This window comes from Paenibacillus sp. WC2504 (assembly GCF_052682475.1).
On the sequence record NZ_JBQZFH010000001.1, the window covers coordinates 7910900 to 7923424 of the forward strand.

Sequence of the window (12525 nt, forward strand, 5' to 3'; positions counted from 1 at the left end):
AATTTACAAACTTTGCGATTGATGCTATGATGACTTCATAAGCATTTATAAACTCATTTTGGAGGCTGAATTCATGAGCTACTTTGATAACATCCAACAAATCAAATACGAAGGCCGCACATCGACGAACCCGCTGGCATTTAAATTTTATAACCCTGACCAAGTGATTCTAGGCAAAACGATGCGTGAACATATGCGTTTTGCAATCGCTTACTGGCACTCCTTCTCCGCTAACGGCTCCGATCCGTTCGGCAGCGGCACGGCTGTTCGCGCTTGGGATCAATATTCCGGCCTTGAACTGGCGAAAGCGCGCGTTGACGCATGTTTCGAGCTGCTGCACATTCTTGATGTAGACTACTTCGCTTTCCATGACCGCGACATCGCGCCAGAAGGCAGCACGCTGCAAGAAACGAACCAATACCTGGATGAAATCGTAGGTCTGATCAAAGACAAGATGCAGGCTTCCGGCAAAAAATTGCTGTGGAACACAGCGAATATGTTCACGAACCCGCGTTTTGTGCACGGTGCTGCTACAACTAATAATGCTGACGTTTTTGCTTATGCTGCTGCACAAGTGAAAAAAGCTTTGGATCATGCCAAAGAACTCGGCGCTGAGAACTACGTTTTCTGGGGCGGCCGTGAGGGTTATGAAACGCTGCTGAACACGGATCTGGGTCTGGAGCTCGACAACCTTGCCCGCTTCTTGCACATGGCGGTTGATTATGCCAAAGAAATTGGCTACACCGGACAATTCTTGATCGAACCTAAGCCGAAAGAGCCTTCCAAGCATCAATACGATTTCGATGCGGCTACTACGCTTTCTTTCTTGCAAAAATACGACTTGCTTCCGTATTTCAAATTAAACCTGGAAGCTAACCATGCTACGCTGGCTGGACACACTTTCGAGCACGAGCTTCGCGTTGCCCGTATTAACGGCGTGCTTGGTTCCATCGATGCGAACCAAGGCGATCTATTGCTCGGCTGGGATACCGACGAGTTCCCGACTGACCTGTACGCGACGACACTTGCGATGTACGAAATCCTTCTTAACGAAGGCGGAATCGGCAGAGGTGGCGTGAACTTTGACGCTAAGGTTCGCCGTACATCCTTCGAGCCTATTGATGTGGTGTATGCTCACATCGCAGGTATGGACTCCTTTGCACGTGGCTTGCAAGTCGCTGCCAAAATGATCGAAGACCGCGTATTCGATAACATTCTCGACACGCGCTACGCTTCCTTCAAATCCGGCATCGGCGCGGATATCGTGTCCGGCAAAGCAAACTTCAAGACACTTGAAGCTTACGCGCTTGAGAACAGCCACAACATCGTTAACCAATCCGGCCGTTTGGAATTGATTAAAGCTACGGTTAACCAGTACCTGATTAACTCATAATTACCTGCTTGGTTAGGCGATACACGCGCCGAACACAACATGAGACTGCCTCCGAAGGCCAGAAATGGCCTGAGGGGCAGTCTTTTTTGTCTGCTTGCTGCACTGTGGCTGCTGGGCAGGTTGGTTGATTGGCTTGCTTGCGGATCTACTGCCTCTTCGGGGGCCAACTGGGCAGGCTAAGGGAAGCTTGTTTGTAGTGCTTCAAGCCCCCCTTGTTGTATTTTCTGCAACGTAGTTAGGGTTGTTCGCGGCTTTCTTTCCCCTTCATTGTACAAAATGCAATGAAATCATTGGATTTGTGCTCAAACGTTAGCTTTTGAGGGCAAATCGCTGCAAAAAGTGCAATGTGGCTTATCCGAACAAGCCAATTGCGGCCAAATGGTTGCAGAAAGTGCAACATAGCTGCGGGGACGTAGCTACAGGCAAGACTCTGGCGTTGTAAGGACCTGGATTGACTCATCCACGGGATAGTTAAGCTTGTTTTACAGCGTTAACGCAGAACTTCCGAGCGTCGAGCAAACTTTAATGCTGAAAAACAGCGTTACAACAAGAAACACGGCGGGATCAGCCATTCCCGCAGCAGCTAAGCTTGTTTTACAACGTTAACGCAAATATTCCGAGCGTTGACCACACTTTAGTGCTGAAAAACAACATTACAGCAAGAAACACAGCAGGATCGGCCATTCCCGCAGCAGCTAATCTTGCTTTACAACCCTACCGCTGCACCTCCGGCTGTTTCCCCCCGTCGTCACGCGCAAAAAACCAATGATTAAATACAAGGGATAGCTGCAGAGTCATCCATATGCTAATGAACGTCCAATACCAGCTCCAAGCATGATATTTGATCAGCTGGGTTTGCGTTTCAAGGATAACCTCAACCACCGTAATCGCTGTCGGAAAGGCCAGCACGAAGAGAAAGCGAGCCCACCCCTTTTTCACCTTCGGATAGTAAATATTCAAATAAACGGCAATGATCGGATAGCCCATAAATTCAAACGTTAGACTCGAGTAATTTCGCTGAAGCTCTCTAATCGGATATTCCAGCCATCTATGTTCCACAACGATAAGGCCCAGAATCCAGCTTAAAAATTGCTGAAATAGAAAGGCAACATGCGCTTTGCGACGGTCGCGTTTGGGCACAAGGAGCATTCCAATGGCAGAGATCGCCCACACGGCTAAGATAATGAAATAGTCTAACTTAACATTCATAACCGTCGTTCTACCCTTCCTTCTGTATCTTCCTTTGATAAAACCAATCCACATACGTTCTTACCGCATTTAAGACCAGCCATAAGAGAACCGTATGAAGGACGATATTGAAATGCACATATTTCAGAATTTTTGTAAAACTGGAAAGCAAAGTTAAATAGATCGCTAAGAACAAAACGACGCGAAGATGATAAAAAAACGTGATTACGCCCGAGTTCCGGCTTGGAAAATAAAGCGCAAACAGCGTTGAGACCATCGGGAAAAAGATATAGTTATTAGTGAAATTGCTCCCGGATGCAGCAGGAAATTCGCGAATCGGATTGGCAATGGCCTGCCATTCGACTAACAGCAAGCTCATGATCCAAGCGACCATTTGCGTAGATAAGAATAACAGAACGGCTTCCCGAGTCCGATGTTTGGGTATCTTAATCGGTATGAGAATGATGCAAACGATCCAAATGACGATTAAAATACCCCGTTCCACTGTCATACTACTCAGCCTTTCTGCATGAAATCTCCTAATTCCCAATATGCCCGAATTGCTTCCATTTAACCCTGAGACAAGGAGAAACGACTTCGTCGTCCTTTTAGGAAAAGCGCGTTTGTCTTACACCTCTTCGGTATTTTTTTCTACAGTTTGCAGCGGCGCGTCGTCGTTGTTGTCACGCACTGTTTTTTGAAGCACGAAGGAAGACATCGTAAGAAATAAGGCCGTAACCGCGTAATACCCTTTTACAGAAAGCAATTGTTCAAGATTAATGATGCCGATGAACATGCCCAGCAGCGCAAGAGCGAAGGAACTCCAGGCCAAGAAGGTGAAAGCCGATGTGTTGCGTTTCCGGGAATCGTAGCTGTCTTCCAAATTATCGCGGATGACCTTCTGCAGGACGAACGCCGACATCGTTAGGAATAAGGCGCAGACGGCAAAATAACCTTTTACACTTAGCGATTCCTCTAACGTATATATTCCGATAAACATGGCCAGAAAAGCGCCGATAAAAGATGCCCATGCCATAAATGTAAATGCCGTTGTATTCCGTTTGCGCGTATTGAGTATCATCTCTGAAATCCTCCTGTGGCTGCTGCTGCAACCGTTTAGTATCTTGCTCTTGATACTTAGTATAGGAGAATGAAAACATCTCAAAAAGTACTATTTACCAATAGTACCCATCAATCGCAAACGGCCACACCCAACGCCATATGTTCCCAAAACATCGTCTGAATGTACTTCGCCTCCTCTTTGGTGCAGTTGACGAGAACGACCACTTCGGTCTTCTTACCCGGCGCTGGATTTTTCACCCCTTTCTTCTTTTTATGCAAAATATCAATAACAACCCCGATCGTGAACCCCGCTGCTGCGCCAATCAGCCCCCATAGAATCGCTCCTCCTTTTAACACAAAACCATAGGTGGAGCCTATAACCGTGAAGGCTGTTGCCAAGGCCGCACCCGCATCAAATAAGCTGATGCCGTCTGATCCATGGATGCTGTCGAACATCCCTGGCTTGCCGGGTCTCTCCTGCAGCGGGACCGCATAGATATTTTCCTTAAGAATACCCGCTTCTTCAACAGCCGTTATCGCCAGTTCCAAATAAATGGAGTGTTCAAATGATGCTATGACATGCATGGTATCCTCCTTATTTTCGAAGCGGTGATTTAGGAAATGAAAACTGTGAGGGCTGGTAGCTGCTTTTTAACATCACAGCCTGTTCATGATCGAATAGCTTGTTGTACTCGACCGTATTGACGTAAGCATCATAAACGGCAAACCCGTAAATAGAAGGCAGAAATAGAATCCAGTGCATATGCAGAACGCTGCTCGCTCTAGACAAGTCCCAATATAGGAGAAAATGAATTCCTTCAAGTAAATGAGACCAATACGATACAAGGATCCAGTTCCCAAGAACAAAGAAGGCATTAATAATACGTTGGGTATAGAGCTGCCCCATTCCCGGCATCAGCAGTGACCAGACAACGGCCAGCCAAGGGGAGCGTTTATCTAAGTAGTTTATTTCCATTCCAGACATTTTGAAGGGTTCGATCGGTGCGTTTTCCCGTCTGGCCAGCAAATAGTGATGATTCATATCCACGGCGGTGCGATAGCTATCATAGATGGAAAATAAATAAACAGGAGCATAGAGAGACATCCACCGGATGTTTAACACCTCATTGGCTTTCTCGAATTGCCCTGTGAAGGTATACACAATAGCTTCGTTCAAATGCATTTGGCTGTTAATCAGCATTTCCCAACCAATCAGCATAAAGCCGCGAAAGTACTTGGATAGCAGCAAATGCCCGAAGCCCGGGAAAGCCGCAGACCACCAAGCAATAATATAGGGATTCCGCAAATGCAGCTGAGTAATGCCTAATAAACTGACGAAAGCGATTTGACGGCGGGGTTTCTGTGGCATGTGCAGCATCCTTATGAAGAATAAGTTTCCAGTTATTCTATTATCTTCGCTGGTGTGTAAGATATGCATGCCTTTTCGACAATTGTTTGTGAGTAGACATACACCCACTCGCCCGATTTCGAATATGGTAAAGAAAAAAGTAGGCTCGGATCCGGTTCCTTGCTTACGTAAGAAAGTGAGGAATCCCCATGCAAATCCACGTTGTCCAAAGAGGACAGACGTTATATCGCATTTCGCAAACATACGGTGTGTCCGTGGATACGATTGCAGCAGCCAATGAGATGACGCCCAGCCAATCACTGGTCATCGGACAGGCATTGGTCATTCCAATCGTAGGCTCGTACTATTGGGTGCAGCCCGGCGAAAGCCTCTATTCGATTGCTCATAAGCTCGGTCTTGACCTCCACGAACTTGCATCTATCAATGGACTCACCCTGTACCAGCCTTTACCCGTCGGATTCCGATTATATATCCCCCCAGCTCCCCGCACACAAGCGGAAGTTAATGCGTATTTGGAATCACGGGGGAACGAAGTCTCACCTGCCCTGATTCAAGCCGCAAGGGAAGCAACCCCACACCTTACCTACTTAGCCCCCTTCTCCTTCCGCATTAAGCGGGATGGCACCTTACAGGCCCCGCCTCTCGACGATCTTAGGAGAATTGCCGAGCAGAATGGGGCCACCCTGATGATGGTTGTGACTAACCTGGAAAATGATCAGTTCAGCGCCGAGCTCGGGCATATTATTCTCACGGATGAAACCGTGCAGAACCGCCTGCTCCAAACCATCCTTACTACGGCTAAGGAACTTGGCTTCAAGGATATTCATTTCGATATAGAGCATCTATATCCGGATGATCGCGATGCCTACAACCGCTTCCTACGGAAAGCGGCCGATCAGATTCATCAGCAAGGTTACCTGATGTCGACAGCGCTCGCGCCCAAAACAAGCGCCACTCAAGCAGGCGAGTGGTATTCCGCTCACGACTATAGAGCGCATGGTCAAATCTCCGACTTCGTCGTTATTATGACGTATGAATGGGGCTACAGCGGCGGTCCCCCTATGGCGGTCTCCCCCATCGGTCCCGTGCGCAAAGTGCTCGAGTATGCCATAAGTGAAATGCCGTCATCCAAAGTGATGATGGGCCAGAACCTGTACGGCTATGACTGGACGCTGCCTTTCGTGAAAGGCGGTCCGTTCGCCAAAGCCGTCTCCCCGCAAGCTGCGATTGATTTGGCCCGCAAATACAACGCGCAGATTTTATACGATTACTCAGCGCAGGCTCCTCACTTCAACTATTGGGATGATGCCGGCAAAGAGCATACAGTTTGGTTTGAGGATGCCCGCTCCATTCAGGCTAAGTTCCGTTTACTGAAAGAACTGGGCTTACGCGGTATCAGTTATTGGAAGCTGGGACTCAGATTTCCACAGAACTGGCTGCTGTTGGAGGAAAATTTCAAAGTCGTCAAACGTGCTTAATCACGTATGAAAAAAAGGATAGAGTGTCAGAAGACTACTGACGGCTCTATCCTTTAATCGTTTACACACGGAAACGGTCAACCGCTTCCAGCAGCTGCCCTGCCATGTCGGACAATGTTCTGGAGGAGGTGGAGATCTCCTCCATCATGGCGAGCTGCTCTTCATTGGCAGCCGCTGAATCCTGGCTCGCAGCCGCCCCTATGTTCGCAGACTCCGTAACGTGCTCCATATGCGTAACGACTTCGTCGCTGCGGGTCGTGACTTGGGCGATCGCTGCACTCACATCCTCCACTTTCATTAAGACCCCGCCAAAGGCTTGCTTCATCGACAGTAGCGAGTCGTTCACTTGTTGTGAAGCGATCACGCCATCCTCCGTCAGTTTCATACCCTGACACATCGCCGTATCCACATCCCCGGCTTTATCTTCAATCTCACGAAGAAGACCTGCAATTTGTTTCGCTGCTTCATTCGTTTGTCCAGACAGTTTCTGCACCTCTCCAGCTACAATACTGAATCCTTTGCCCGCCTCCCCCGCTCTGGCGGCCTCAATAGAAGCATTCAATGCCAGCATATTGGTTTGCTTCGCAATGTCCGTAATGACGCCAATGATAGAACCTATTTGACCACAGCTGTCACGCAGTTCATTCGCAATCGTCCCTGCCGCCAATACTTTATCAGAAACGAGCCCAATCCGCTCGCGCATTCTCCCTACAGCTTCCATACCCGCTAATGACACATCTGCTGCAGATTCGGCCAACTGCGCCATATGACGGCTGTCTGCGCTAATAGCAGCCATTTCCTCTTTCACAACTTGAATGGTAAATAGCGTCTCTGTGACAATAGCCACTTGCTCTTGAATGCCTTGCGACAAGGAGTCTGTCGAAACAGCTATCGTTTCCGCAGCCAGCTTGCTTTGCTCCGCATGGCTGGCGAACTGCTCCGCCTGCTGAGTGAGGACATGCGCGCCTTGCTGAACATTCCCGATAAACGCCCGCAGGCTGATTAACATGGCTTGGAAAGAGCGCTGCAAATTGCCAACTTCATCCTTCGAAACAGCCCCCTCAATGGACAGGGAAAGATTACCGGCTTCCGCTTCGGCCATGAGCCCCTGCATAACATGCAGCGGTCTGACAATGAGCGCTGATAACCATCTTCCTATCACATAAAAAATGCCGATTGCACAAACCGAGGATATAAGCAATATCCAGATCAGATGCCGGTACTGCTGATTACGCTCTTTGTTTATCTCCTCCGATGTTTCCAAACGGTCGTTCAGCAAGCTCTCCACATAACCGTGGATGTCTTCCATCGTACCTTTGATATGTGTTTTATAGTACTTATAAGCCTCTTGGGTCTGCCCTGACGCCGACAGAGACTCCACTTTTCGCTGATCTTCCTCATAAGAGATTAGCGCTTCTTTTAACTTGGATATCCATAAAGTCCCTACGGGCTCCCCTTCCAAGGTTGCTTCGTAATCTTTCAATAATTGATTGGTTTTAACATGCGTCTTGCTGATCTCATTATCTAGTACATCCTTGTAGTGGCTATCCGGTGTTAAGACATGCTCCAGGAGCCTGTCATTGATGGTATGAACGTTACTCTCCACTTCATTGATCCAAGTTGTTGGCAAATAATCGAATTGGTACATCTCTTCCGCTTTTTTGTTGATTTCACTGAGAAAAAAGAAGCTCGTCACCGTCAGAACGATAAGGAAAACGACAGCCAACACATTCAACGCCAATATTTTCATACTAATTTTCAAGTTTCCAACGATGCTTATCAACCTGATCTTCTTCATTTTCTCATCTCCCCTGAGTAATCTGCTTTTAAATATACAGGTCATTCAGAAAGTAGACAATAAAAGCAACTAAATTTTATTTATTTTATTTTTATTAATTGGTTTATGTTGTTTTATGAAAAAAGGAAACTTTTTTTATCATCCCAAGGTTAAAATTCGGTAGATATTGTGACAGCTATTCATTTCGATCTCTGATTATCCGATACTAAATAGGTTCCCAGTTTTTCATTCATAACTTATTACGGAACGATATCGGAGGGATTATTAACGTGAGGTTTAGACACAGCAAGTGGTTATCCTTGGTATTCATTTTCATTTTGGCCAGTCAATCTTTAATCGCAGGAAACGCCTTTGCCGCTGATGAGATTTCCAAACTCGTCCTGAACAAGAATGAGCTTGCTTTGCAAGTTGGGGATACTGCAAATCTAACGGCAACTGCTATTTTCGTAAGTGGATCTACTGAGAATGCAACGGTCAAAACGGATTGGAATTCCGGTACGACAGATGTTGCTTCCGTCTATGCAGGTGTAGTGACAGCCAAAAAAGAAGGAAAAGCTGTTATTACGGCTACTTATATGGGTAAAACCGAAATCGTGAATGTCACTGTAAGCAAAAAAGTAAAATCGTTAACGACAGATAAACGCTCTCTCGAGCTTCGTCTGAATAGCACAGATCAGCTGTTAATTACCGCCTATTACGATGACGGCACGTCCGAGGATGTGACGAGTAAAGCAGACTACACGGTAGATACAAGCTCCATCGTTACTGTTACCAACGGTTTGGTAAAAGGACAAAATCCAGGCAGCGCAAACGTAACGATCAAATATATGAACCAATCCCTGACCGTTCCTGTTGATGTTGAGGTTGTCCGCCGTATTGACGCGGAGAGCTCAACCGTTTCCTTGCTCTTGAACGGAACAGCCGATATTAAAATCAAGGCGACTTATCCAAACGGCGATATGGCCGACGTTTCCGAAAAAGTGGTTTGGACAACAGATAAACCTAATGTCGCCGACGCTATCAAAGGTAAAGTTACAGGCTATAGCGTTGGAACAGCCAACCTAACGGCAACTTACGGTACCAAATCTACGACAATTACGGTTGACGTGGACAGCACCCTCAAACTCGAATTAGATAAACAGAATTTGCTTCTGAAGAAAGATGCTACTGGCGTATTGAAATTAACCGCTACATATGCTGACGGAAAAACGGAAGACATCACAGATCGGGCCGAGTGGGCGTCCAGTGATGAGGAAATCGTTCAAGTTTCAAAAGGAAAGCTCTCTGCGATCGCAATCGGTGAAGCGAAGATTTATGCGAAATACGGGGATAAATCCGTTGTAGCCAATGTAGACGTAGAGGTTCCGCGCCGCTTGGTTGTAGATACCGATCTTGTTTCCTTACAAACAGGACAAGAGCAGCAGCTAGTCCTTCACGCTACCTATGCCGACGGCACAAGCGCAGTCGTTACGGATAGTGCCGACTGGAGCGTGGATGATGAGAACGTAGCTTTCGTTATCAAAGGAAAAATCACAACATACAAACCCGGTATCGCTACAGTAAGTGCAAAATACGGTGGCAAAACAACTACTACGAAAGTGGAAGTTGATATCCCTACAATTATCAAACCAAGCAAAAAAACCGTTAATCTACAAATCGGCGGTTCCGACAAAATCACTTTGATGGCCTCTTTCAAGGACGGTCGCGAGGTGGACGTCACGAACAAAGCCGAGTGGACAACCAGCTCCAAGGACGTTGCCGAAGCTCAGAATGGCGAAATCTTCGGTCTTGCGACAGGCGCAGCGACCATTACGGCGAAATATGGAACGCGCACAGCGGTGATTCAAGTGTCTGTAGGCGTTTTGAAGAGCCTTACGGTCAGCCAAGAGAAGCTGATTATGAAAAAAGGCGACACAGTTAACTTGAAAGCCGAAGCGCTTTACACGGATGAAACGAAGAAAGATGTGACTTCCGACGTGATCTGGACCAGCAGCAATGCGAAAACCGCAACGGTGGACGGCGGAGTTGTGAAAGCTATAGCTTCTGGGGAAGCTACATTGACAGCTCAACTAGACAGCAAAACAGTCACTATTCCGGTTCAAATCGATATGGCAAGTGATCTAACGGCGAATGTAGCTAATCTGGTTTTTGATATGAATGAAACACGCACGATCGTTCTGACGGCTACCGATTCCTCAGGCGCATCGCGTACAGTTACCAATGATGCAGAGTGGAAAACAAGCAACAACGCGATTGTATCGGTATCCAAAGGGGTTGTAACTCCGGTATCCCGAGGGAAAGCAACCATTACGGCAACTTATGGCGGCAAAAGCGTTTCGATCCCGGTTGAAATCGGCGTAGTTGCAGGACTCACAGCAGACAAGACTTTCATCGTCACAAAACGAGGCGAGCAAGTCCAAATTAAATTGACAGCAACTTTGTCAAACGGCACAACGAAAGATGTCACAGAATCGGCGACATGGAAAGTTAGCGCCTATAAGCTGGGTACCGTGACAAATGGACTTTTCACACCTACAGCTTCTGGTAAGACAACAATCACCGGATCTTTCGGCGGCAAAATGGTCGCTATTCCCGTGGAAATCGACTCTTTGAAATATTTGAAAACCGATGTTGTCAAAGTCGAACTCAAAGAAGGCAGCACAGCCAACATTAAAGCACTAGCCACATACACGGATGGATCTGAAGAAGATGTCACGAAACCAGCTTTGTGGACATCATCGAATATCATGATCGCAGATGTGAAAGACGGCATCATCAAAGCAACCGGCAAAGGAACTGCAAGAATTACAGTGACGTATTCCAACATGAGAACAACGGTTCAAGTGACGGTTACCAAATAAAGCAAAGGGCTATCCTCAAGTAGATGCTTCTACTTCTGGGTAGCCTTTTTTTGCGTCATAACACTCGCCTGCTTTCCATATTTTGTACTATACTTAATAGGTATTTATTTGTTCATGAGAGGATTGATGTTATGTTTGGTAAAGTAGCAGCTGATATTCTGGGGTTAAGTGATGTAGGTTCCGTGATCAAGCCTGAAAATTACGATAAGGTCGATGCCGATGATTACGTTATGCATGAGGATAATGAGAAAATTTTCTTTTTGATTAAATCCAAATCGGATGAATACTGCTTCACGAACCAAGCTTTAATTCATCTTGACGGCACGAGTGCCATAAGCAAGAAACGGGTGCTGAACCGCTACCCTTACAGCAAGTATGCCCTTTCCCAAGTTTCTTTCGAAACAGCAGGTACGGTCGATCTCGATGTGGAGATCAAATTCGTGCTGGGTTCTGTCCATTTCTCGATTGATGTTCACAAAAAGCATGTTGAAGAACTGAAAGACCTGTATAAAGCTCTGTTTAAAATTTCGGAAATTACGCAGGAGAACGAGCACTTCCTTGACTACGCGAAGCAAAGTATCGAGCTGGCTTCCGCCACATTAAACCGTACGACGAAAACCGAGGGGCAGAAACTCTCTGAGGAATTCAAGCAGGTGAATCAAGGCGCCTTCGACTGGCTCGTAAGCACGCATAAGCAGTACAAAGTGAAGGATTTCGGCTTCGTTTTTGAGAAATTCATTAATCAATAACCTTGTCCTCATTTATTCATACATAAAATTTCATGCATAGGGGAAGCTAACCGTACCTGCATTAACAGGCCACTATTTAAGAAGTGCTTGGAGGTATGAAACATGTTTCCCCGATTTATGAAACTAGCTTTGATTTCATTTCTGTGCATCACCGTCCTGCTTGGGGCTCATCATTATCGCAAGCATCCTCATAATCAGCAAATGATCTCATCTGCTGAAAGCTGGGAGGCGGCCAAGCAAGGTTCGCCCACTTTTTATCAAACCAATCCATTCGGTATGCCTGGGGCAGAGGCAAGACTGCATATGACTACGGATATGAATCAACATGCCGCGGCATATGGACTTACACCGCCAACCTCGATGAAAGCATTAATGGTTCCTACGCAGGACAAAGCAGATAAGAGATGGGGCGGATGGAGCTATATCGGCCTGTTGGGACTGCTGGGGCTGCTCGGTATCCGAAGCCGTTCGGAGTCTTCTTATTCGGAATAAGCCATTCAAGGAGCGCTGTTCCCGGTTTCGGGAAACAGGCTCTTTTTCATTTGCGAACGCATTACAGACAAATGTTTAAGTGTTGGACATTTGTCTGTTACTGATATAAACTAGAGGTGTAGTCAACGATCGAAA

The 12525-nt window shown here is 46.6% G+C and carries 11 protein-coding genes and 1 pseudogene; 5 read left to right on the top strand and 7 right to left on the bottom strand.

Features of this window, described 5'->3' with window-relative positions; all coding sequences use genetic code 11:
* Positions 1 to 73 precede the first annotated feature (73 nt).
* Positions 74 to 1393: a xylose isomerase gene (gene xylA / locus ACUN27_RS36165; protein ID WP_315955033.1), complete on the top strand. Its 1320-nt coding sequence runs from the start codon at positions 74 to 76 to the stop codon at positions 1391 to 1393.
* Positions 1394 to 2107: 714 nt separating this feature from the next.
* On the opposite strand, the gene ACUN27_RS36170 is transcribed toward xylA, so the two are convergent.
* From ACUN27_RS36170 to ACUN27_RS36195, 6 genes and pseudogenes are all read right to left on the bottom strand, one after another.
* Positions 2108 to 2602, bottom strand: coding sequence for a CBO0543 family protein (locus ACUN27_RS36170; RefSeq protein ID WP_445560538.1), 495 nt, complete (start codon positions 2600 to 2602; stop codon positions 2108 to 2110).
* Positions 2603 to 2612: 10 nt separating this feature from the next.
* A complete protein-coding gene (locus tag ACUN27_RS36175) occupies positions 2613 to 3092 on the bottom strand; it encodes a CBO0543 family protein (protein ID WP_445560539.1) in 480 nt (159 codons plus the stop codon).
* 117 nt (positions 3093 to 3209) lie between these two features.
* Positions 3210 to 3464, bottom strand: coding sequence for a YiaA/YiaB family inner membrane protein (locus ACUN27_RS36180; RefSeq protein ID WP_315955120.1), 255 nt, complete (start codon positions 3462 to 3464; stop codon positions 3210 to 3212).
* Positions 3453 to 3662: pseudogene (locus ACUN27_RS36185) on the bottom strand (YiaA/YiaB family inner membrane protein); the annotation flags it as partial. The gene ACUN27_RS36180 and the pseudogene ACUN27_RS36185, both read right to left, overlap by 12 nt.
* Before the next feature lie 110 nt (positions 3663 to 3772).
* Entirely contained in the window at positions 3773 to 4228 is a 456-nt protein-coding gene (locus ACUN27_RS36190) for a hypothetical protein (RefSeq protein WP_315955036.1), read from the bottom strand.
* A 10-nt stretch (positions 4229 to 4238) separates the two neighbouring features.
* Complete coding sequence (locus ACUN27_RS36195) at positions 4239 to 5012, bottom strand: hypothetical protein (RefSeq protein ID WP_315955037.1); 774 nt, start codon at positions 5010 to 5012, stop codon at positions 4239 to 4241.
* Between the two features lie 188 nt (positions 5013 to 5200).
* Between ACUN27_RS36195 and ACUN27_RS36200 the strand changes: the two genes are divergently transcribed.
* Positions 5201 to 6490 carry a LysM peptidoglycan-binding domain-containing protein gene (locus tag ACUN27_RS36200; RefSeq protein WP_445560540.1) on the top strand — a complete coding sequence of 430 codons (1290 nt, stop codon included), beginning with the start codon at positions 5201 to 5203 and terminating at the stop codon, positions 6488 to 6490.
* 61 nt (positions 6491 to 6551) lie between these two features.
* Here the strand turns inward: ACUN27_RS36200 and ACUN27_RS36205 are convergent, their stop codons facing one another.
* Complete coding sequence (locus ACUN27_RS36205) at positions 6552 to 8288, bottom strand: methyl-accepting chemotaxis protein (RefSeq protein WP_445560541.1); 1737 nt, start codon at positions 8286 to 8288, stop codon at positions 6552 to 6554.
* Between the two features lie 269 nt (positions 8289 to 8557).
* Between ACUN27_RS36205 and ACUN27_RS36210 the strand changes: the two genes are divergently transcribed.
* The 3 genes from ACUN27_RS36210 to ACUN27_RS36220 all read left to right on the top strand — a co-directional run bounded on the left by ACUN27_RS36210 (position 8558) and on the right by ACUN27_RS36220 (position 12390).
* Positions 8558 to 11149 carry an Ig-like domain-containing protein gene (locus ACUN27_RS36210; RefSeq protein WP_445560542.1) on the top strand — a complete coding sequence of 864 codons (2592 nt, stop codon included), beginning with the start codon at positions 8558 to 8560 and terminating at the stop codon, positions 11147 to 11149.
* A 131-nt stretch (positions 11150 to 11280) separates the two neighbouring features.
* Positions 11281 to 11898 carry a PH domain-containing protein gene (locus ACUN27_RS36215; protein WP_315955041.1) on the top strand — a complete coding sequence of 206 codons (618 nt, stop codon included), beginning with the start codon at positions 11281 to 11283 and terminating at the stop codon, positions 11896 to 11898.
* Positions 11899 to 12000: 102 nt separating this feature from the next.
* Positions 12001 to 12390: a hypothetical protein gene (locus ACUN27_RS36220; protein WP_315955042.1), complete on the top strand. Its 390-nt coding sequence runs from the start codon at positions 12001 to 12003 to the stop codon at positions 12388 to 12390.
* Positions 12391 to 12525 lie beyond the last annotated feature (135 nt).

What these genes read in the sequence shown, in the direction of transcription:
- ACUN27_RS36205 (WP_445560541.1), bottom strand. Translation starts at nt 8,288, where the DNA reads ATGAAGAAGATCAGGTTGATAAGCATCGTTGGAAACTTGAAAATTAGT.
- ACUN27_RS36215 (WP_315955041.1), top strand. Translation starts at nt 11,281, where the DNA reads ATGTTTGGTAAAGTAGCAGCTGATATTCTGGGGTTAAGTGATGTAGGT.
- ACUN27_RS36200 (WP_445560540.1), top strand. Translation starts at nt 5,201, where the DNA reads ATGCAAATCCACGTTGTCCAAAGAGGACAGACGTTATATCGCATTTCG.
- ACUN27_RS36220 (WP_315955042.1), top strand. Translation starts at nt 12,001, where the DNA reads ATGTTTCCCCGATTTATGAAACTAGCTTTGATTTCATTTCTGTGCATC.
- ACUN27_RS36195 (WP_315955037.1), bottom strand. Translation starts at nt 5,012, where the DNA reads ATGCCACAGAAACCCCGCCGTCAAATCGCTTTCGTCAGTTTATTAGGC.
- ACUN27_RS36190 (WP_315955036.1), bottom strand. Translation starts at nt 4,228, where the DNA reads ATGCATGTCATAGCATCATTTGAACACTCCATTTATTTGGAACTGGCG.
- ACUN27_RS36175 (WP_445560539.1), bottom strand. Translation starts at nt 3,092, where the DNA reads ATGACAGTGGAACGGGGTATTTTAATCGTCATTTGGATCGTTTGCATC.
- xylA (WP_315955033.1), top strand. Translation starts at nt 74, where the DNA reads ATGAGCTACTTTGATAACATCCAACAAATCAAATACGAAGGCCGCACA.
- ACUN27_RS36170 (WP_445560538.1), bottom strand. Translation starts at nt 2,602, where the DNA reads ATGAATGTTAAGTTAGACTATTTCATTATCTTAGCCGTGTGGGCGATC.